We start from the raw sequence: 20871 nt of genomic DNA, 5'->3' as shown, positions 1-20871 counted from the left end.
TCGCGCCTTCGTGTGAGCCCGAATTCTTCCTGACCACACCGACGACCCCCAAAGGGCTGGCACACCCCCGAAGCTCTGCTATCGGGTGCGGATGAACGAGACCCCCGACTCCATCCTGATCGTCGACTTCGGTAGCCAGGTGACGCAGCTGATCGCGCGTCGCGTGCGCGAGGCCGGCGTCTATTCCGAAATCGCTCCGTTCCAGAAGGCCGGGGAAGCGTTCGAACGGATGCAGCCGAAGGGCGTGATCCTGTCGGGCGGTCCCGCCTCGGTCTGCGACGACGGCAGCCCGCGCGCGCCGCAGGCGATCTTCGATTCCGGCGTGCCGGTGTTCGGCATCTGCTACGGCCAGCAGGTCATGACCGAGCAGTTGGGTGGCAAGGTCGAGAAGGGCCATTCGGGCGAGTTCGGTGAAGCCTATGTCGAAGTGGCCGAGACCTGCGGCCTGTTCGACGGCCTGTGGGCCACGGGTGAGCGGCATCAGGTGTGGATGAGCCATGGCGACAAGGTCGCGGCGATCGCGCCCGGCTTCCACGTCGTCGCCACCAGCCCCGGCGCGCCGTTCGCGATCATCGCCGACGACGCCCGGCACTATTATGGCGTGCAGTTCCATCCGGAGGTGTTCCATACGCCCGATGGCGCCAAGCTGATCGCCAATTTCGCGCGCCACGTCTGCGGGCTGTCGGGCGACTGGACGATGGCCGAGTTCCGCGAACTCAAGATCGCCGAAATCCGCGACCAGGTCGGTTCGGCCAAGGTCATTTGCGGCCTGTCGGGCGGTGTCGACAGCTCGGTCGCGGCGCTGCTGCTGCATGAGGCGATCGGGGACCAGCTCACCTGCGTGTTCGTCGACGGCGGCATCCTGCGCGCGGGCGAGGCCGAACAGGTCGTCAGCCTGTTCCGCGGCCATTACAACATCCCGCTGGTCCATGTGGATGCGCAGGACCTGTTCATGGACGGTCTGGCCGGCGTCACCGATCCGGAGGCCAAGCGCAAGTTCATCGGCAAGACGTTCATCGACGTGTTCGAGGCTGAAGCGAACAAGCTCGGCGGCGCGCAGTTCCTCGCACAGGGCACGCTCTACCCCGACGTGATCGAAAGCGTCAGCTTTACCGGCGGCCCGTCGGTGACGATCAAGAGCCACCACAATGTCGGCGGCCTGCCCGAGCGCATGAACATGGCGCTGGTCGAGCCGTTGCGCGAGCTGTTCAAGGACGAGGTCCGCGCGCTGGGTCGCGAACTGGGCCTGCCCGACATCTTCGTCGGCCGCCACCCGTTCCCCGGACCCGGCCTCGCCATCCGTATTCCGGGTGAAGTGACGCGCGAACGCTGCGACATTCTGCGCAAGGCCGATGCGATCTATCTCGAGGAGATCCGTAAGGCCGGGCTGTACGACACGATTTGGCAGGCGTTCGCGGTACTCCTGCCAGTGCGCAGCGTCGGGGTGATGGGCGATGGCCGCACCTATGACAATGTCCTCGCTTTGCGCGCGGTGACCTCGACCGATGGCATGACCGCGCAGGCGTTCCAGTTTCCCGGCGACTTCCTGCCGCGCGTGGCAACCCGCATCATCAACGAGGTGAAGGGCATCAACCGCGTCACCTACGATTATACCAGCAAGCCGCCGGGCACGATCGAGTGGGAATGATCCGGAGAGCCGATCGTCCGGGGGACGATCGGCCCCGGATCATTCGCCCCGCGCAAGCGGGGCGCTGACGAAGCGCTTCCGGCGACCCTAGCCTGCGACGACCGCCTCCGGCTGCATGATGACGCTGTTCGCCGCCACGTCCTGCAACAGCCAGACATTGCCACCGATCACCGCCCGGTCACCGATCGTGACCCGGCCAAGGATCGTCGCTCCGGCATAGATCACGACATCGTCCCCCACGATCGGATGCCGGGCCACGCGCTGCGCGAACGGACCACTGGCGGAACGGGGCTGCGATCGATGCGGGGTTCGCGCGCCGAGCGTGACATGCTGGTACAGCCGCACCCGCGCGCCGATGACGGCGGTTTCGCCGATCACCACGCCGGTGCCATGATCGATGAAGAAGCCGGGACCGATCGTCGCACCGGGATGAATGTCGATGCCGGTACGTTCGTTGGCGATCTCCGACACGATCCGCGCGACGATCGGCACGCCCAGCGAGTCGAGTTCGTGCGCCAGCCGATGGTGCAGGATCGCGACCGCGCCGGGATAGCAGATCAGGATTTCATCGACGCTGCGTGCCGCCGGATCGCCGCGAAAGATCGCGGCGACGTCGGTATCGATCAGCGCCCGCACGCGCGACAGCGTGCCGGCGAACAGCCGCAATATCTCCGCCGGCCGTTCGGGTGCGAAGTCGATCGCCGAAACATCCTGCCAATAGGCGAATTCGGCGCGGATCGCTTCGTCGAGCAACGCAAAGGCGGCGTCGAGTCGCTCGGCAACGAACCGGTCTTCGCCAGCCGCGTCGCCCGCAAAGCCGCCGATTCGGCCGGGGAACAGGGCGTGCGACAGATACTCGACCGACTGTGTCAGCGTGGTTCGCGACGGAAAGATCGCCGGTTGCTGCCGGCTCGGTTGCGCCCGCCGCCATGCCATGCGCGCGGTCGACAGGGCACGGGTGGCGTGGTCGATGATCTGGCGGCGGTCTTCGTCGGGCTGGGACATGCGGATCGCTTCGAAACAAAAAAGGTCGGGCGACTTGACGACGCCCGACCAAGGTTACGCTTAGGGAGCTACCAAAGCGTCGCGGACACCACGCCGAAGCGCGGCGAAACTCAAAGGCCGGTAGTATTGCCGGTCGTGGTCGGCGTCGGATCGACCAGAAGCGCGCTGTCGTTCGACACCAACGCGTCGTTGTTGACGGCCGTCAGGTTCGTTTCGATCGAAGCGTCGGCGGCCGGCGGATTGCCCGAACACCCGCCAAGCCCGACCAGCGCAATGGCCGCCAGCGATGCGATGTAGTTCGTCAAACCCGGTCTCCCGTTCGTCGCCGCCTGGGCAGCCGTTGCAGCGCCCATAGTAGAAAGCGATGACGGGGAGACTATAATCCCATTACTTTAGTGGGGTAATGCGCTGCTATCGATGCGCATGGCGAAACGCAGCCGGGCGCCAGCGCGCAAACCATCACGTCTGGATAGGCGTGATGGTCGGGTGTGCGGGGTGGTGGAGCTGAGGGGAATCGAACCCCTGACCTCTGCAGTGCGATTGCAGCGCTCTCCCATCTGAGCTACAGCCCCGCCCCTCATCCGGCCATGCCGGGGCCGTTTCTGTAGCGGGCAGTTTTGGCGGATGCAACGGCTCTCGCGCAGTCGCCGCGACAAAATCCGATCGCCCGTTCGCATGGCGATCGATCGCTCGCGCGGCGCTCTTCGTCGCGGCCCATGATCCCGATTGGAACCAACCGCAGGGTCGGCGCTTGTTCGCATACGACATGGCAGCCCGCGCTGCTGCGCCGCCATAACATGAAACATCTGCAGGAGATTTCCATGGGTTATGATCGCTATCCGCGCAACGAAGACTCATCGTGGAACGACCGGTCGGGCGACGACGGACGCTGGCGCGACCGCGACGATCGTTCGCGCAGCAGCTATGGTGGCTCGCAGGGTTATGGCAGCGCACAGGGCTCGCGCGGCTATGGCGAGCAGAATTATGGCGGATCGTCGTCGCAGCGCGACGACCGCGATGGCTCGCGCGGCCGGGACTATTACGGCAGTTCGTCGGGCAGCCGTTCCTCGGGTTCGACCTATGGTGCCGACCGGAACCGTGGCTATGCCAGCCGCGACTTCGACCAAAATGACCGCGGGTCCAGCAGCTATGGATCGCAGGGCGACCGCTATCAGGGCGGCTATGGCAACGACGACAACCGCTACGGTACCAGCAACCGTTATGGCAGCGACGACAACCGCTACGGTACCGGCAACCGCTATGGCGAACGGAACCGCGGCGACAACCGCTATGGCGCAGACCGCAACCAGGATCGCAATCGCAGCGATCGGGACTATGATGCCGAGGATCGCGGCTTCCTTGCACGGGCCGGCGACGAGGTCCGGTCGTGGTTCGGCGACGAAGACGCGGAACGTCGGCGCGAGCGCGACCAGCGCTATGACGAGCAGATGTCGCGCTATGACGACCGGCACAGCGACCATGCCTATCGCTCGTGGCGCGACACGCAGGTCAGCGCGTTCGACCGCGACTATGATGAATATCGTCAGGAAAATGCGACCCGCTTCCAGAACGAATTCACCGCGTTCCGGACCGAGCGTCAGACGCAGCGCGACAGCCTGACCCGCGTTACCGAGCATATGGAAGTGCTCGGCTCCGATGGCGAGCATGTCGGCGTCGTCGACAAGGTGCGCGGCGATCGCATCATCCTGACCAAGAGCGATGCCGCTGCCGGTGGCCATCATCATTCGATCCCGTCGCGCTGGGTCGAATCGATCGATGACAAGGTGAAGTTGCGCAAGACCGCCAGCGAAGCCAAGAAGGCGTGGCGCGACGAGGAAGAGCAGCAGGCGATGTTCGGCAGCCAGTCGTCGGCGCAGCGCGGCTATGGCAATGACCGCTTCGGCAACGACCGTAACACCGATACCAACCGTACGACCGGCCAATATGGCAGCGGATCGACCGCGACCACTGGTCAGGCGCTCGGTTCGGGCACGTCGACCACGGCCGGCACCGGCATCGGCGGCACGACCAATACCGGCACGACCGGCACCGGCACGTCCGCCACGTCGTTGAGCGACAGCGAGACGAACCTCAATCGCAGCTTCCCCGGAACCTATTGATCGGTTCGCAGCGGCGACAGGCGGAGGGGGTCGGGAAACCGGCCCCCTTTGCTTTAGGGGTGTCGCGCCTTACGTAGCGGAACGAAACTGATATGGAGCGTTGAGAATGGCGAAGGCTTGGCATCTGGTGCGACGGCCGAACGGAATGCCGGTGGCGGAGGATTTCGCATTGCGCGACCTGCCGGCGCGCGAGCTGGCGGACGGAGAGGTGCGCGTCGCCAATCGCTGGCTGTCGGTCGATCCCTATATGCGCGGGCGGATGAACGACGGGAAAAGCTATGTGCCGCCCTTCGCCTTGGATGCGCCCATGGAGGGTGGCGCGGTCGGCGAGGTGATCGAGAGCCGGGCGGCGGAGCTGCCGGTCGGTACGCAGGTTCAGCACATGGCGGGATGGCGGGACGAGGCGATCGTCGCGGCCAAGGGTGTGCAGAAGCTGCCCGACCTCGGCATTCCCGATCAGGCGTTTCTGGGCGCGCTCGGCATGCCCGGCATGACCGCATGGTTCGGGTTGCTGGCGGTTGCGGAGGCCAAAGCCGGCGACACGGTGTTCGTTTCGGCGGCGGCCGGTGCGGTCGGATCGACCGTCGTGCAGATCGCTAAAGCGAAAGGCATGACCGTCATCGGTTCGGCGGGCGGTACCGCGAAGACCGATTGGGTCCGCTCGCTGGGGGCGGACCATGTCATCGATTACAAGGGTGATTTGCCGCTGGTGAAGGCGCTGGGCGCTGCCGCACCGGACGGTATCGACGTCTATTTCGACAATGTCGGCGGCGATCATCTCGACGCGGCGCTGGCCCATGCCCGGCAGGGCGCGCGCTTCGCGATCTGTGGCATGATCGACGGCTATAATGCGTCGCATGCGACCAGCCTGCGCTATTTGATGCGGGTAATCGCCGCGCGTATCCGTGTGCAGGGCTTCATCGTCAGCGACTTCTTTGGGCGCATCGGCGAATTCCATCAGGGCATGGGCGAGCTCGTAGCGAGCGGCAAGTTCCAGCGCGAAGAGACGGTGGTCGACGGACTGGAGGCGACGCCCGACGCGTTCCTCGGCCTGTTCAGCGGCAAGAACAAGGGCAAGATGCTGGTAAAGCTATAAATTCCTCCCCGCTTTGCAGGGAGGATCTAGGGCCGATCGAAATTCAGTAAGGTTTCGACCACTCCCCTCCCTGACAAGGGAGGGGTCGGGGGGTGGGTTGGCCCGCGAGGGAGCGACCCGCCAGCCACAGACCAACCTACCCCCAGCTCCTCCCTTGTCAGGGAGGGATAAGTTCGCTGGCCTGACAGCTGAATATCGATCGGTCCTAGTGCAGCTTGGTGATCTTCAACCCGTCTTCCTTCGCGCGCTGCTTGATCGACTCCTCGCTGCGCGTCAGCGCCTTGGCGAGCGCCTTCAGCGCCATGCCCTTGCCGGCAAGCTGATGCAGCTTCTGGATTTCATCGGGTCGCCAAGGCTGGCGATGACGTTCGAATTTTTCGGCCATGGCGTTGCTCCTAAGAGTCCGTTGGAAAATGCGCTGTGGCACATTTTGCGGTACCGGCCCGCTCCCCCTCCCGGCCACCCACACGATATCTTGACGGGTGGCCGGGAGGGGGGCGGGCCGGCACCGCCTGCAAAACTCGCTCTCTCGCGAGTTTTCAAACAGCCTCTAACAACCCCGTGCCAGCCGGACCAGCGCGGCGTCGAGCGATTGCAGGAAGCGTGATCGATCGGTCTTGCCGAATGGCGGCGGCCCGCCCAACTGCTCGCCGCCGGCACGCAGATCGGCCATGATCGCCCGCGTCGCGATCGCGCCGCCGATCGACGCGCCGGTGAACGGCTTGCCGTTGGGCGCGATGACCGTGGCGCCGGCCTTCAGACAGCGGTCGGCGAGCAGGATGTCGGCCGTTACCACCACGCAGTCCCTGCCGGCCGCCTCTGCGATCCAGTCGTCGGCGGCATCGAACCCGTCCGATACCACCACCCGTTCGACCCATGGCACCAACGGCACGCGCAACTGGCTGTTGCTGACGATCGCCACGCGTGCGCCGAGCCGCTCGGCGACGCGGTACACCTCGTCCTTGACCGGACAGGCATCGGCGTCGACCAGAATGCGGATCACGATTCGATCGGACCCGTCTCGATCACCTCGATCGCATCGCTCCGGCCGCCGAAATCAGCCGTTTCGCCGGCCATCAGCCCGGTGAGCGCGACGGCGAGCGGCGCGGTGAACGGGATACGCCCGGCCGCCGGATCGGCTTCGTCGCTGCCGACCAGTTCGATCGTCTTGCGCTGCCCGTTCAACCGATAGGTCACCCGCGATCCGAACGCGACCTCGTCCTCGGGGATCGGCGCGATCTCGGCCGTCGAATGCCGCGTCCGCCAATAGCGCAAATCGCGCTTGATCGCCGTCGTCCGCTCGGCATCGCCATCGGCCCCGGCCAGTTCGGCCTCCAGCCGTTCGACCTGATTGGCCATCGCCTGCAGCCCGCGCCGCGTCACCAGATTGGGGCCGGGCGGCAACGGCAGTTCGAAGCGCGGCTCCTTATGTTCGTCGTCATCCTCCCGCCGGAACGCAACGCTCATTAGATCGCACCCGAAAAGGTGTCGCACTGCGCCGGGTCGCCGCTCTGCAGCCCACGCTGCAACCACTTCATCCGCTGGGCCGACGTGCCATGGGTGAAGGTCTCGGGAGATGCGCTGTTCCCCTGCAGCGTGTCGTCGCCGATCGCCTGAGCAGCGCGCAGCCCTTCTTCGATATCACCCGGTTCTAGGCGGTTGCGGTTCCGTGCCGCCCAGACGCCGGCATAGCAATCGGCCTGCAACTCCAGCCGTACCGACTGGGCGTTGCCCTGCGCCTTTGGCAGCGTCTGCTGGGCACGGCTGACGGTCTCGGCTTGTCCGGTCAGGTTCTGGATATGATGGCCGACCTCATGCGCGATGACATAGGCCTGCGCGAAGTCGCCCGCCGCGCCGAACCGCTGCGACAACTCCCGGAAGAAGCTGGTGTCGAGGTATACGCCACGATCCGGCGGGCAATAGAAGGGACCCATCGCCGACTGCGCCGCGCCGCATCCTGACTGCGCGCCCTGCTGGTAGAAGCGCATCGTCGGCAGGGGGTATTGCTGCCCCTGTTCGCGGAAGATCGCTGTCCAGGTCTGGTTGGTCGATTGCAGGACGCGGCAGGCGAACAGCTCTTCGGCGGTATCGCACGGAACATTGCCTTGCTGCGAACCCTGTTGCGTCGTCGGGGCCTGCCCGCCGGTCAGCAGGCCACCGCCACCCGAGAACACGAGGAATGCGATGGCGACGACGGCAAGAATACCGATCGTCCCGCAGCCGAGCCCACGTCCCAGCAACAATGGCAGCAAACCCAGCAGGTTGAAACCGCCGCCGCCGCCACCACCCCGGCCGAGATCCTCTACATTGCTGGCGGGATCGAGATCGTCGAGGCGCATGGGCGGCGGTCCGTTCGTTAAAGGTCCGTACTGAAATGCGCGAAACGGCAACTGCGTTGCAACCGGCGTGCACGAAATCGGTTGTAGGGGCGTTGCAACCGATTCGTATAACCCACAAAGTGTCCCCGATGGCCGAAGCCGATCCCCGCCTGCGCCGACAATCCCCGCCCGGCCTGCCACTCCCCGACTGCGTCGCGCTGGTGTTGCAGGGCGGTGGCGCGCTCGGCAGTTATCAGGCGGGGGTGATCGAACGGCTGGGTGAAACCGGGATCGAGGTCGACTGGGTCGCCGGGATTTCGATCGGTGCGATCAACGCCGCGATCTTTGCCGGCAACCCGCCCGAACACCGCGTCGCGCGGCTCCGCGATTTCTGGACGCAGGCGGCGGGCGTGCTGCCGTGGTTCCCGATCCTGCCCGACGACCGGGTGCGCGAATGGGTGCATGAATGGTCGGCGGGGGTGGTGCTCGCGACCGGCGTGCCCGGCTTCTTCGGTCCACGCGGGCTGCCTCCGCAATTCGCCGCGCCCGGTACCGCTGCCGCGCTCAGCTACTATGACACGACGCCGTTGCGCGAAACGCTCGACCGGCTGGTCGACTGGGATCGGGTCAATGACGGACCGGTGCGGCTGTCGGTCGGGGCGGTCGATATCGAAAGCGGCAACTTCGTCTATTTCGACAGCGCGCGCGAACGGCTGGATGCGCGACACGTCATGGCGTCGGGCGCGTTGCCGCCGGGTTTGCCGCCGGTCGAGATCGACGGGCGCTGGTATTGGGACGGCGGGCTGGTATCCAACACCCCGCTGACCCACATCCTCGACCATCAGCGCGATCCGATGCTGGTGTTTCAGGTCGATCTGTTTCCCGCCGAAGCGCTGCTGCCGCGCACGATCGGCGATGTCGTCGCCCGCGAAAAGGAAATCCGCTTTTCCAGCCGAACGCGACAGGTGACCGCCGACCGGCTGCGCCTGCGGCAGGAGCGCGAGCTGATCCGGCGCATGGTCGGCAAGCTGCCGGTCGAACTGCGTGACGATGCCGATGTCCGCGCGCTGGAGGCGATGGCCGACGAACACCCCTTGAGCCTCGTCCACCTCATCTACCGCGCCAATCACTGGGAGGGCGGGGCGCGCGACTTCGAATTTTCGGCACGCGCGATGGAGGAGCATTGGGCGGCGGGTCGGGCGGCGATCGCCGTCACGCTCGCCAATGCCCGCGTCGTCGCCGAAAACATCCTCGACGGTCGGACCGCCGCGTTCGACCTCACCCCGCATCTCCATCAACGCCAAGGATAATCTATGTTCCTGAAGGGCAAGACCGCGATCGTCACCGGTTCCACCTCCGGCATCGGCCTCGCCTATGCGAAGGCATTTGCCGCAGAGGGCGCGACCGTCGTCATCAACGGCTTCGGCGACGAAGAGAAGATCGAGGCCGAACGCGCCGCGCTGGCGCAGGCGAGCGGCGCCGAGGCGCGCTACGACAAGGCCGACATGACCAAGCCGGACCAGATCGCGGCGATGGTCGACAAGGCGGCGGCGGAGTTCGGATCGGTCGACATCGTCGTCAACAATGCCGGTATCCAGCATGTCGCGAAGATCGAGGAGTTTCCGATCGACAAATGGGATGCGATCCTCGCGATCAACCTGTCGTCGGCCTTCCACATGATCCGGGCCGCCGTGCCGCATATGAAAAAGGGCGGATGGGGCCGGATCATCAACACCGCGTCGGCGCACAGCCTGGTCGCCAGCCCCAACAAGTCGGCTTACGTCACCGCCAAACACGGGCTGGCCGGGTTGACCAAGACCGTCGCACTGGAAGTCGCGACCTTCGGCATCACCGCCAACTGCATTTCGCCCGGCTATGTCTGGACCCCGCTGGTCGAACAACAAATTCCCGATACCATGGCCTCGCGCGGCCTGACCCGCGAACAGGTGATGAACGACGTGCTGCTGGCGGCACAGCCGACCAAGGAATTCGTCACGTCCGAACAGGTCGCAAGCCTCGCGCTCTATCTGTGCCGGGACGAGGCGAAGGCGATCACCGGTACCAACCTGTCGATCGACGGCGGCTGGTCCGCGGCATGATTGCAGCATGAAGCGGAGCGCGTGCATCGCCGGGCTGATGCTCGGCCTGTCGACCGGCGGTTGTGGCGGCGGGGCAGGGGCGGCATCGGCCGGCACCGCCCCGTCGGAGCGTCCCGCCGCCGGTGACGACTGGCGGCGCGTGGCGACGCCGACCGATCGCGACCGGCTGCGACGCTGGCGCGAGGCGTGGATGGCGGCCTTGCCCCGCGCCCGTGCCGCCGATCCGGCGGCGATCGCCGAACAGGGCGCATTGTTTCAACCCGACCTGGCGCTGACCGGCACAGCCCCGTCCGGACGCTATCGTTGCCGGGTGTTCAAACTCGGCGCGGCGGGCAGCGCGATGCGCGATTTCACCGCCTATCCGCCGTTCGACTGCCGCATCGCCGACGAAGGGCGGGTGCGGAGTTTCTACAAGGAAACCGGCTCGCAGCGCCCGGTCGGGCTGTTGTTCGCCGATGGCGACCGGACGGTCTTCCTCGGTACGCTGTTGCTCGGGGACGAACGGGCGGCGCTGCAATATGGGCAGGACCGCGACCGCGACATGGCGGGCGTGCTGGAACGCATCGGTGAGCGGCGCTGGCGGCTGGTGCTGCCCTATCCGCGGTTCGAATCGCTGCTGGACGTGATCGAACTGGTGCCGGCGGACTGATCCTACGGACGCCAGCCATTCGTCATTCCCGTCCGCGCGGGAATGACGAACAGCACTGCCCTACGCCGGCAGCGTCCGCCGGACCGTCTCGTAGCAATCGTCGATATGCGAATTGCCGACCAGTTTCATCGCCCCGAAACTGATGCCCGCCGCCGCGATCTGCCCGGCGAACGGCACGAGCCGCAACAACGACTTGCTGGCATAGCGCGCGCCGACCCGGCGAATCAACATCGTCACCACCCGCCGGGTGATCGACCGGCCGATGACGCCGTTGCCCAGATTGGCGGCGATCAACAGCACCTGCTTGGCCCGATCGGGCTCGAGCGCCTGAACCTGCTTCTCGCTCAGCCCGAACCGGTTGCTGATGTCGGGCAGCAACTTCGTCAGGATATTGGCGTCGACGATCAGGTCCGCGCCGGGCACCGGCACTGCCGAGGCACCCGCCGATACCAGCGCGCGCTTGGTCACCAGCTTGCGCGCGTCGTCGCGGACGCGGTCGAGTTCGGCGATGGTCGTGATGTGCATGATGGCCCCGTATCGTTTCGTTGCCGCATCAACGCCGTTCTTGCCAAGCGGCTCCCGATCTTTCAGTTTGCCGATATTCGATATTTAGGACGGACCTGTTGATGATCGTACGTCTCGGCGCGTTGCTTGCCACGACCGCTTTCGCGCTTCCGGCGAATGGAGCCGCCATGCCGCAAACCCCGACTGCCGTCGCCGCCATCGACACCACCCCGCTGACGGCGAAATGGGGCGGGCCGTATCAAGGGGTGCCGCCATGGGACAAGGTGACGCCGGCGATGTTCCCGGCCGCCTTCCCGGTGGCGATGGCCGAGATGCGCCGCGAGATCCACGCGATCCGTGACGACAAGCGACCGGCGACGTTCAGGACGGTCATCGAACCGCTGCAACTGGCCGGCAACATGATGGACCGGGTCGGGTCGATGTGGGGCGTCTATACCAGCAACCTCGCGACGAAGGAGGTGCAGGCGATCGACCGCGAATGGTCGCCCAAACTGTCGGCGTTCAACGACGAACTGTTCCTCGACCCGAAACTGTTCGCCCGGATCAAGGCGGCGTACGACAGCCGCGCCAAACAGAATCTGAACCCCCAGCAATTGCGCCTGCTGGAGCGGACCTATCGCAGCTTCGTCCGGCGCGGCAGCCTGCTGACCGATGCGCAGCGTCAGCAGGTCAGCGGCCTGAACCAGCAGCTGTCGGTCGCCTATAACGACTTCAGCCAGAAGGTCCTTGCCGACGAGGAGACGTGGATCGTCGTCGACGATGCAAAGCAGTTGGCGGGCCTGCCCGACAGCTTCGTCGCATCGCTGAAGGCGGCGGCCGACGAACGCGGCCTTGCCGGTAAATGGGCGATCGTGAACACGCGGTCGTCGGTCGCGCCGGTGCTGACCTATGCCACCGACCGGGCTTTGCGCGAAAAGGTCTGGCGGGCGTTCACCATGCGCGGCGACAATGGCGGCGCGAACGATACCAAGGCGACGATCGCCACGATCCTGAAGCTGCGGCAGGAGCGGGCAAAACTGCTCGGCTTCCGCAACCACGCCTATCTCCGCATGGACGATACGATGGCGGGCACGCCTGCCAATGCGAAGGCGCTGATGATGCGCGTCTGGCCCGCCGCCGTCGCGCGCGTGCGGGAGGAAGTGGCGGACATGCAGGCGCTTGCCGTGAAGGACGGCGCCACCATCACGATCGCGCCATGGGATTATCGCTTCTATGCCGAAAAGGTGCGCAAGGCGAAGTACGACCTCGATGAAAGCGAGGTGAAGCCGTATCTGCAACTCGACAATATCCTTGCCGGTGCCTTTTATGCGGCGGGACGGCTCTACGACCTGAAATTCACCGAGAATACCGGGCAGATTCCGGTGTTCGAAAAAAATGTTCGGACCTTCGTCGTGACCGACGCGCGGACGGGCAAGAATGTCGGTGTGTTCTATTTCGATGCGTTCGCGCGTTCGGGCAAGCGATCGGGGGCATGGGCGACCCGGTATCGCGGCCAGCAGAAGCTGGGCGGCGAGACCAACGTGCTGGCGTCGAACAACAATAATTTCGTGAAGGGCGCGGCCGGACAGCCGACGCTGATCAGCCTCGACGACGCGACGACGCTGTTCCACGAATTCGGCCATGCGATCCATTCGTTGTTGCAGGACGTAACCTATCCGGGTCTTGCCGGTACGCCGCGCGACTTCGTCGAATATCCCAGCCAGGTGAACGAAAACTGGTTGCTGACCCGCGACGTACTCGACCGCTATGCCAAACATTACCAGACCGGCCAGCCGATGCCGCAGGCGCTGGTCGACAAGATCGAAAAGTCGTCGACCTTCAATCAGGGTTTCTCGACGGTCGAGTATCTGTCGTCGGCGATCGTCGACATGGCATTGCACGACCGTGAAACGCCGGTGACCGACCCGGCGGCGTTCGAGCGCGACACGCTGGCACAGATCGGGATGCCCAAGGAGATCGTGATGCGGCACCGCCTGCCGCAGTTCAATCACCTGTTCTCGTCCGATGCCTATTCGGCGGGCTATTATTCCTATCTGTGGTCGGAAGCGATGGACGCCGACACTTGGGCCGCGTTCGAGGCGACCGGCAATGTCTGGGACAAGGCAACGGCGGATCGTTTCCGCAAGACGCTGCTGTCGACCGGCAACGAAACGGACCGCAAGGAAGCCTATCGCGCCTTCCGTGGACGCGACCCGGACGTGACCGCGCTGTTCAAGCGCCGCGGCTTCCCGGTCCAGTAATTCCTCCCCGACACGGGGAGGGGGACCAGCGAAGCTGGTGGAGGGGGGCGTCCGCATACGGACCCGTTGCGAGTGCGGATACCCGCTCCACCGTCCTGCGGAAGGTCCCCCCTGCCCCCATGAATGGGGGAGGAATTTCGGTCGTAACCTCACGCCATTTCGACGAAAGCGCCCACCGGACCCGTCCTCCCTCTCGCCAAGCGCGTTGAAATTATATAACAAGCGCTTGTAACGAGTCTACGCGACCGAAACCGGCGACGTGGAAGCGACATGGAGAGTGCATGACCGGCGATAGCCGCACGAATCTGCCGCGCCTTGCGCTGCATGTGCCCGAACCCAAATTCCGTCCCGGCGACGCGGTCGACTTTGCCGACGTGGCCGTGCCCGCCGCCGGTGCGCAGCCGCGTCCCGACACGACTGCCGCCCCCGACAGCTTCCACGAACTGTCCTACACGTTGGTCCGGGTGCTGGATGCGCAGGGGCAGGCGGTCGGCCCGTGGAACCCGCGCCTCGACCCGGACGTGTTGCGCCGGATGCTGCGCCACATGGCGACGGTCCGCGCCTTCGACGAGCGCATGTTCCGCGCCCAGCGGCAGGGCAAGACCAGCTTCTACATGAAATGCACCGGCGAAGAGGCGATCGCCGTCGCCGGCACGATGGCGCTCGACCGCGACGACATGACCTTCCCCAGCTATCGGCAGCAGGGCATCCTGATCGCGCGCGATTACCCGATGGTCGAGATGATGAACCAGATCTACTCGAACCGCGGCGACAAGCTGCAGGGCAAGCAGCTGCCGATCATGTATTCGTCGAAGGACTATGGCTTCTTCTCGATCTCGGGCAACCTGACGACGCAATATCCGCAGGCGGTCGGCTGGGCGATGGCCTCGGCCTCCAAGGGCGATACCCGCATCGCGGCGACGTGGTGCGGGGAGGGGAGCACGGCGGAAGGCGACTTCCATTCCGCGCTGACCTTCGCCACGGTCTATCGCGCGCCGGTGATCTTCAACGTCGTCAACAACCAGTGGGCGATCAGCAGCTTTTCGGGGTTCGCGGGGGCGGAGGCGACGACCTTTGCCGCGCGGGCGATCGGCTATGGCATCGCCGGCCTGCGGGTCGACGGCAATGACGCGCTCGCGGTCTATGCCGCGACGGCATGGGCGGCCGAGCGGGCACGGACCAATGCCGGTCCGACGCTGATCGAGCATTTCACCTATCGTGCCGAGGGCCATTCGACCTCCGATGACCCGTCGCAATATCGATCGGCGGGCGAACCGACGGCATGGCCGCTGGGCGATCCCATCGCGCGGCTGAAAGGACATCTGATCGCGATCGGCGAGTGGGACGACGAGCGTCACGCGGCAATGGATCGCGACGTCGCCGAACGCGTACGCGCTGCCCAGAAGGAAGCGGAAGCCAACGGCATTCTCGGTCACGGCCTGCACCAGCCGCTCGACACGCTGTTCGACGGCGTGTTCGAGGAAATGCCGTGGCACCTGCGCGAGCAGCAGGCGCAGATGATGGCCGAGGAGGAAGCCTCCGGCCGCCCCTGGGCGCGCAAGGAGGGCCACTGACATGGCGCGCATGAACATGATCCAGGCGATCAATTCCGCCATGGATGTCATGATGGATCGCGATCCGAACGTCATCGTGATGGGCGAGGATGTCGGCTATTTCGGCGGGGTGTTCCGCGCGACCGCGGGCCTTCAGAACAAATATGGCAAGACCCGCGTGTTCGACACGCCGATCACCGAATGCGGCATCATCGGCGTCGCGGTCGGCATGGGGGCCTATGGCCTGCGTCCAGTGCCGGAAATCCAGTTCGCCGATTACATCTATCCCGCGCTCGACCAGCTGGTCAGCGAGGCGGCCCGGCTGCGCTATCGCTCGGCCGGCGATTTCATCGCGCCGATCACGGTCCGCTCGCCGTTCGGCGGCGGCATCTTCGGTGGACAGACCCACAGCCAGTCGCCCGAAGGCATCTTCACCCACGTATCGGGCATCAAGACGGTGATCCCGTCGACGCCCTATGATGCTAAGGGGCTGCTGATCGCTGCGATCGAGGACAATGACCCGGTCCTCTTCTTCGAACCCAAGCGCATCTATAACGGCCCGTTCGACGGCAATTGGGACAAGCCGGCGCAGAACTGGTCGAAACACCCGCAAGGTGAGGTACCCGAGGACTATTACCGGATCGAGCTGGGCAAGGCGAAGGTCGTGCGCGAAGGTGGCGACCTGACCATTCTCGCCTATGGCACCATGGTCCATGTCGCGCAGGCGACCGTGGAAGCAGCCGGGATCGACGCCGAAATCCTCGATCTGCGCACGCTGGTGCCGCTCGATATCGAGGCGATCGAGGCGTCTGTGAAGAAGACCGGCCGCTGCATGATCGTGCACGAGGCGACCCGGACGGGCGGCTTCGGTGCCGAACTGTCGGCGCTGGTGCAGGAACGCTGCTTCCACCATCTCGAAGCGCCGATCGAGCGCGTGACCGGCTTCGACACGCCGTATCCGCATAGCCTCGAATGGGCGTATTTCCCGGGGCCGGTCCGCATCGGACAAGCGCTCAAGAAAATCATGCAGGACTGACAAGCCATGGCACGTTTCTCCTTCCGCCTGCCCGATATCGGTGAAGGCATTTCCGAGGCCGAGATCGTCGCATGGCACGTCGCCGTCGGCGACCGTGTCGAGGAAGACGGCCGTCTCGCCGACATGATGACCGACAAGGCGACGGTCGAGATGGAAAGCCCGGTCGCGGGCACCGTCGTCGAACTGGCGGGCGAGCCGGGCGACCAGGTGGCGATCGGCGCGACACTGGTCGTGATCGAGACGGCCGAAGAGGTCGTCCAGCCGGCCGAACCCGAGCGGGTCGAGGCGGAAAATCCGGGTGTGGAGGAGGTTGCAACCTCTCCCCGGAACGGGGAGGGGGACCATGCGCAGCATGGTGGAGGGGGCGCGCCGCTGGACGCAACGCCAGCTGCCGTCCCGCAAGAGGCCACCCCCCTCCACCATCCGGCTACGCCGGACGGTCCCTCTACCCATGAACGGGGAAGAGTTCTGGCCTCACCGGCCGTCCGCGCCCGCGCAGCCGACCTCGGCATCGACCTGTCCGCCGTCCACCATGACGGTCCCCACATCCGCCATGCCGATCTCGACGCGTACCTCCGCTACGGCAGCGCACAGGGCTATCACACCCCCAACGTATCGCGCGCCCGCCCGGACGAAACCGTCAAGGTCATCGGCATGCGCCGCCGCATCGCCGAGAACATGGCGGCGGCCAAGCGCCACATCCCGCACTTCACCTATGTCGAGGAGATCGACGTCACCGCGCTGGAGGCGATGCGCGGCGACCTGAACATGGCGCGTGGGTCCCGGCCAAAGCTGACCATGCTGCCGCTGCTGATCGTCGCGATCTGCCGCACGCTGTCCGATTTCCCGATGCTCAACGCGCGCTATGACGACGAGGCTGGGGTGGTGACGCGGTTCGGGCGGGTGCATCTGGGCATGGCGGCGCAGACCGATGCCGGGCTGATGGTTCCGGTAATCCGCGACGCGCAGGACCTGAACCCGTGGCAGCTCGCGACCGAGATCGTCCGGCTGGCTGAGGCGGCACGCACCGGCAAGGCGAAGTCGGAGGAACTGTCGGGCGGCACGATCACCGTCACCTCGCTGGGGCCGCTCGGCGGCATCGCGACCACCCCGGTCATCAATCGCCCCGAAGTCGCGATCATCGGCCCGAACCGCATCGTCGAACGCCCGGTGTTCCGCGCGCGCGCCGGTGGCGGCGAGGAAATCGTCAAGGCCAAGCTGATGAACCTGTCGATCAGTTGCGATCACCGCGTCGTCGACGGTCATGACGCCGCCAGCTATGTCCAGGCGTTGAAGCGGCTGATCGAAACGCCGGTACTGCTGTTCGCCGACTGATCGCGGAGGAAGCGGGCAAGGTTGACGATCGCGGCGCACTGATCCTCCCCGGCACGGGGAGGGGAACCAGTGAAGCTGGTGGAGGGGGGCGTCCAAGCAACGCAACCGTTGCGTTGCGTTGCGTGGACGCCCCCTCCACAACCGCTTCGCGGCGGTCCCCCTCCCCGTGCCGGGGAGGACTCTAGGCGATCGGCTCGTCGAACATCAGCGCGCGGACGAACCGCACCGGCGGCGATCCGTGTGAGATCGCGCTATTGTTGTAGCGCATCAGATCGAACCTGCCGCCCGCGCGCCGTTCGGCTTCGCGGCGCATGTCCATATGCTCGCTATACCCCACGAAATAGCTGAGCAACTGCGTCGACCCAAGCCGGGCGCGGGTCCATTTGCCGGCAGCCTCGCGCTCCTGCTGGAACGCACCTTCCATCATCAGCTTCATCGCCTGTGCTTCGGTCAGCCCCTCGGTATGGATGCCGATGTCGAGCAGCGTGTTGGTGATCGATCGCATCCGCATCTTGAGCACGGTCAGCTTGAACAGCGGATCGCCGTCGAGATAGTCGGCGTCGGCCATCAGCCGTTCGGCATAGACCGCCCAGCCTTCGACGAACGGACCTGACGACAATACCGCGCGCAGCACCGACTTGTTCTCGTTGCTGTGCGCGATCTGAAGATAATGGCCCGGCATCGCCTCATGGATCGACAGGTCGTGGAGCATATAGTCGTTATATTCGCGCAGGAACGAGGTCGTCTGCGCCTCGGTCCAGTCCGCCGGGATCGGCGACACGGCATAGAAGGTGCCGAGATTCTTTTCGAGCGGGCCGGGGCTGTCGCAATAGGCGACGGCGACGCCCTGCTGGAATTTCGGCATCTCGATGATCTGGACCGGGGTGGTCGGCACCCGCACCAGTTTCTTCTCACGCACGAATGCCGTCGCCTGTTCCAGCGTCGCGCGCGCCTTCGACATCACCTGCGACCGGGTCGGCCGGCGGGCATAGCTCATTTCGAGGGCGGCCTCGATCGCCTTTTGCTGCTGCGCGGGGGTTGGTTTGGCGGGCGTGGCCGGGGCCTTCGGACGGCCGCGCAGCACGATGCGTGCCTGTTCGTACATCTCGGCACGTGTGTCGGCGGCGGCGCGGACGGCGCGGGCCTTGATCTCGGTCCGCGACAGCGGCGACAGGAGGGCGAATTTCACCTTCTGATCGTACAATTCGCTCGACAGGCGGAACTCGCCCCTGGCGGCTGGCACCAGCACCGTGTCGAGCCAGCGCTGCTGTTCGGCGGTCGCGGTCTTCAGCGTCGCGACGGCGCGGTCGAACTTCGCACGGTCGCCGCGGTTCAGCGTGCCGCGATGCGGCGCGAGCATCGTCTCGACGATCTGCAGGATGCCGTCATTCTGTTTGGCGACGGTGGTGGCGTAGATGGCGGGAACACGTTCGGGGACGATGCTGGTGCGCATCTGCGCATACATGGCCGGCACCTGCTCCATCCGCCGCGTCGCCGCGCGCAACCGCTGCGGCCACGGCGCGAAGTCCCGCGCGGCCAGCGCGTACAGGCCGCCCGAAATGGTGCCGGCCGCCCCCTGCGGGTCCCACGCAAAGGGTTGCAGGACTTCGAGCGTCCACAATTGATAGCGTAGGTCGTTGTCGAGCAGCGCGGCATCGACCTGATCGTCGCGCGACAGCGTGTCGCGCGGAATGGCGTTCAGTTCGAGCAGCGTCGCGCGCAGGAACGCCGCGTCGCGGGCGCGACCGGCGGCGGACAGATCCTCGACCTCGCTGTCATGGGCGTGATTGCCGAGCGCGGTGGCATAGCCCGGATGCAGCTTTGCCATGCCGTCGAGATAGCGTTTCGACAGCCGCGCGAAATCGCCGGCCGGGCCGCTTTGCGCCAGCGCCGGAAAGCTGCCGGCCAGCTGCGCGAGCGCCATCAGCGCGACGAAATGGCGGCGATCCATGTGGCAATTCCCCCTATATTCTCTGCCGGCCACGCTACCGGGCCGGTGCCGACGCACAAGCGGATTCAGCGTGCCTCGCGCAGTTCGATCGCGCGGGCGAAGACCGCTGCGAACATCTCGGGCGTCAGTCGCCCGATATTCTGGTTGTAGCGTGAGCAGTGATAGCTATCGATCAGCGTCCGCCCGCCGGGCATGGCATGTTCGGCCAGATGCGCGAACGGCGCCTTGGGCAGGCGACCGCCCAGCACCTTGACCGCCGACTGGTGCGCGATGGCACCCAGCGCGACGACGACGCGCAGCGACGGCATCGCCGCCAGATCGGCGTCGAGGAACGGGCGGCACGTGCGGATTTCCTCCGGGGACGGCTTGTTTTCGGGCGGCAGGCAGCGGACCGCGTTGATGATCGCGATCCCCTTGGGCACCGGCGCGTCCTCGACCCGGCCACTATAGCTGCCCTCGGCCAGCCCGGCGGCGATCAGCGTGTCCCAGAACAGCGGCCCCGACCGGTCGCCGGTGAACGGGCGGGCGGTGCGGTTGGCACCCTGCAATCCCGGCGCGAGGCCGATGATCGCCAGCCACGGATCGGGATCGGCCAGCACTGGCACCGGCGCGTTCCACCATGTCGGATGTTCGACGCGCAGCGTTTCGCGCAGCTCGACGAGGCGCGGGCAGCGCGGGCAGTCGCGCGACGGCTCGGCAGCGGACGGCTCGGCGGCGGGCGCGGCTTCGAGCGGGTCATGGGCGGCGGCGTCGGGGTCGAGCGGGGCGGGGGTGGTGATTTCCATGTCCGCGCGATAGGCGCGGGCGATGACGACCTCAACCTATGCGATAGCGATCGGATCGAACCGGCGGGGGCGGCATGGCGGTCCGACCGCGACGATCCGCGCGGCGATCGCGGCGCTGAAGGGGGTAAGCGCGGTCGCGCCGGTCATCGGCAGCGCGCCGCTGGGGCCGTCGCTGCGACGCTATGCCAACACGGCAGCGCTGATCGACAGCGATCTGTCGCCAGCGGCGCTGCTGATCCGGTTGAAGGCGATCGAGCAGGCGTTCGGGCGGCGGCGCGGACGGCGCTGGGGATCGCGCGTCCTCGACCTCGATATCGTCCTGTGGTCGGGGGGATGCTGGTCGGGGCCGGGGCTTACCGTGCCGCATATCAGCTTTCGCGAGCGCGACTTCGTGCTCGGCCCGCTCGTCCGGATCGCGGGCGACTGGCGCGATCCAGTGAGCGGGCGGACGGTGCGGCAACTCCATCATCTGGTTGACCGCGCCCGCCCGCAAGATTAGGGGACGTCGCTT

The 20871-nt window shown here is 66.0% G+C and carries 20 protein-coding genes and 1 tRNA gene; 11 read left to right on the top strand and 10 right to left on the bottom strand.

Features of this window, described 5'->3' with window-relative positions; all coding sequences use genetic code 11:
* Window positions 1–91: 91 nt before the first annotated feature.
* Window positions 92–1648: a glutamine-hydrolyzing GMP synthase gene (gene guaA / locus ASE90_RS03670; protein ID WP_055996053.1), complete on the top strand. Its 1557-nt coding sequence runs from the start codon at window positions 92–94 to the stop codon at window positions 1646–1648.
* An 87-nt stretch (window positions 1649–1735) separates the two neighbouring features.
* Here guaA and epsC read toward each other — a convergent pair whose 3' ends face one another.
* The 3 genes from epsC to ASE90_RS03655 all read right to left on the bottom strand — a co-directional run bounded on the left by epsC (window position 1736) and on the right by ASE90_RS03655 (window position 3225).
* On the bottom strand, window positions 1736–2653 hold the full coding sequence (gene epsC, locus ASE90_RS03665) for a serine O-acetyltransferase EpsC (RefSeq protein WP_055996050.1): 918 nt from the start codon (window positions 2651–2653) through the stop codon (window positions 1736–1738).
* A gap of 110 nt (window positions 2654–2763) precedes the next feature.
* A complete protein-coding gene (locus ASE90_RS03660) occupies window positions 2764–2958 on the bottom strand; it encodes a hypothetical protein (protein ID WP_055996047.1) in 195 nt (64 codons plus the stop codon).
* 191 nt (window positions 2959–3149) lie between these two features.
* Window positions 3150–3225 (bottom strand) — tRNA-Ala (locus ASE90_RS03655).
* A 249-nt stretch (window positions 3226–3474) separates the two neighbouring features.
* On the opposite strand from ASE90_RS03655, the gene ASE90_RS03650 reads away from it, so the two are divergent.
* Both ASE90_RS03650 and ASE90_RS03645 read left to right on the top strand, forming a co-directional pair.
* On the top strand, window positions 3475–4773 hold the full coding sequence (locus ASE90_RS03650; protein WP_082449528.1) for a DUF2171 domain-containing protein: 1299 nt from the start codon (window positions 3475–3477) through the stop codon (window positions 4771–4773).
* Window positions 4774–4879: 106 nt separating this feature from the next.
* A complete protein-coding gene (locus ASE90_RS03645; RefSeq protein WP_082449379.1) occupies window positions 4880–5869 on the top strand; it encodes an NADP-dependent oxidoreductase in 990 nt (329 codons plus the stop codon).
* Window positions 5870–6074: 205 nt separating this feature from the next.
* Here ASE90_RS03645 and ASE90_RS03640 read toward each other — a convergent pair whose 3' ends face one another.
* The 4 genes from ASE90_RS03640 to ASE90_RS03625 form a co-directional block, all read right to left on the bottom strand.
* Window positions 6075–6254 carry a hypothetical protein gene (locus ASE90_RS03640; RefSeq protein ID WP_055996041.1) on the bottom strand — a complete coding sequence of 60 codons (180 nt, stop codon included), beginning with the start codon at window positions 6252–6254 and terminating at the stop codon, window positions 6075–6077.
* A 165-nt stretch (window positions 6255–6419) separates the two neighbouring features.
* Window positions 6420–6869 (bottom strand): YaiI/YqxD family protein, encoded by a 450-nt coding sequence (locus ASE90_RS03635; protein WP_055997226.1) that lies wholly within the window; start codon window positions 6867–6869, stop codon window positions 6420–6422.
* Window positions 6869–7336, bottom strand: a complete 468-nt coding sequence (locus ASE90_RS03630; protein WP_055996038.1) for a GreA/GreB family elongation factor — start codon at window positions 7334–7336, stop codon at window positions 6869–6871. Before ASE90_RS03630 ends, ASE90_RS03635 begins: the two co-directional genes overlap by 1 nt.
* Window positions 7336–8208 (bottom strand): neutral zinc metallopeptidase, encoded by an 873-nt coding sequence (locus tag ASE90_RS03625; RefSeq protein ID WP_055996034.1) that lies wholly within the window; start codon window positions 8206–8208, stop codon window positions 7336–7338. Before ASE90_RS03625 ends, ASE90_RS03630 begins: the two co-directional genes overlap by 1 nt.
* A gap of 128 nt (window positions 8209–8336) precedes the next feature.
* Here ASE90_RS03625 and ASE90_RS03620 point away from each other — a divergent pair, with 128 nt between their 5' ends.
* From ASE90_RS03620 to ASE90_RS03610, 3 genes are read left to right on the top strand one after another with little or no spacing between them, the layout of a single operon-like run.
* Window positions 8337–9497, top strand: coding sequence for a patatin-like phospholipase family protein (locus ASE90_RS03620; RefSeq protein WP_055996031.1), 1161 nt, complete (start codon window positions 8337–8339; stop codon window positions 9495–9497).
* Between the two features lie 3 nt (window positions 9498–9500).
* The gene (locus ASE90_RS03615) at window positions 9501–10286 is read left to right on the top strand and encodes a 3-hydroxybutyrate dehydrogenase (RefSeq protein ID WP_055996028.1); all 786 of its coding nucleotides are present in this window, start codon (window positions 9501–9503) and stop codon (window positions 10284–10286) included.
* Between the two features lie 7 nt (window positions 10287–10293).
* Window positions 10294–10935, top strand: a complete 642-nt coding sequence (locus ASE90_RS03610; protein ID WP_055996025.1) for a DUF4893 domain-containing protein — start codon at window positions 10294–10296, stop codon at window positions 10933–10935.
* Between the two features lie 60 nt (window positions 10936–10995).
* On the opposite strand, the gene ASE90_RS03605 is transcribed toward ASE90_RS03610, so the two are convergent.
* Window positions 10996–11460 carry a hypothetical protein gene (locus ASE90_RS03605; RefSeq protein ID WP_055996021.1) on the bottom strand — a complete coding sequence of 155 codons (465 nt, stop codon included), beginning with the start codon at window positions 11458–11460 and terminating at the stop codon, window positions 10996–10998.
* A 167-nt stretch (window positions 11461–11627) separates the two neighbouring features.
* Between ASE90_RS03605 and ASE90_RS03600 the strand changes: the two genes are divergently transcribed.
* From ASE90_RS03600 to ASE90_RS03585, 4 genes are all read left to right on the top strand, one after another.
* On the top strand, window positions 11628–13700 hold the full coding sequence (locus ASE90_RS03600; RefSeq protein WP_235531637.1) for a M3 family metallopeptidase: 2073 nt from the start codon (window positions 11628–11630) through the stop codon (window positions 13698–13700).
* A gap of 281 nt (window positions 13701–13981) precedes the next feature.
* Complete coding sequence (locus ASE90_RS03595) at window positions 13982–15274, top strand: 3-methyl-2-oxobutanoate dehydrogenase (2-methylpropanoyl-transferring) subunit alpha (protein WP_055996015.1); 1293 nt, start codon at window positions 13982–13984, stop codon at window positions 15272–15274.
* 10 nt (window positions 15275–15284) lie between these two features.
* Window positions 15285–16289 (top strand): alpha-ketoacid dehydrogenase subunit beta, encoded by a 1005-nt coding sequence (locus ASE90_RS03590; RefSeq protein ID WP_055997223.1) that lies wholly within the window; start codon window positions 15285–15287, stop codon window positions 16287–16289.
* 6 nt (window positions 16290–16295) lie between these two features.
* Window positions 16296–17624, top strand: coding sequence for a dihydrolipoamide acetyltransferase family protein (locus ASE90_RS03585; protein ID WP_055996012.1), 1329 nt, complete (start codon window positions 16296–16298; stop codon window positions 17622–17624).
* A gap of 181 nt (window positions 17625–17805) precedes the next feature.
* Here the strand turns inward: ASE90_RS03585 and ASE90_RS03580 are convergent, their stop codons facing one another.
* Window positions 17806–19575, bottom strand: a complete 1770-nt coding sequence (locus ASE90_RS03580; RefSeq protein ID WP_055996009.1) for a DUF885 domain-containing protein — start codon at window positions 19573–19575, stop codon at window positions 17806–17808.
* A 65-nt stretch (window positions 19576–19640) separates the two neighbouring features.
* Window positions 19641–20360 (bottom strand): uracil-DNA glycosylase, encoded by a 720-nt coding sequence (locus ASE90_RS03575; RefSeq protein WP_082449376.1) that lies wholly within the window; start codon window positions 20358–20360, stop codon window positions 19641–19643.
* Between the two features lie 22 nt (window positions 20361–20382).
* Between ASE90_RS03575 and folK the strand changes: the two genes are divergently transcribed.
* Complete coding sequence (gene folK / locus ASE90_RS03570) at window positions 20383–20859, top strand: 2-amino-4-hydroxy-6-hydroxymethyldihydropteridine diphosphokinase (protein WP_055996006.1); 477 nt, start codon at window positions 20383–20385, stop codon at window positions 20857–20859.
* The last annotated feature ends 12 nt before the right edge of the window (window positions 20860–20871 follow it).

Origin of the sequence: Sphingomonas sp. Leaf67 (genome assembly GCF_001421965.1) — a bacterium.
In the GTDB taxonomy this organism is placed as follows: Bacteria; Pseudomonadota; Alphaproteobacteria; order Sphingomonadales; family Sphingomonadaceae; genus Sphingomonas.
The sequence above is the reverse complement of the archived record's forward strand: the minus strand, read 5'-3'. Positions and strand labels throughout refer to the sequence as shown.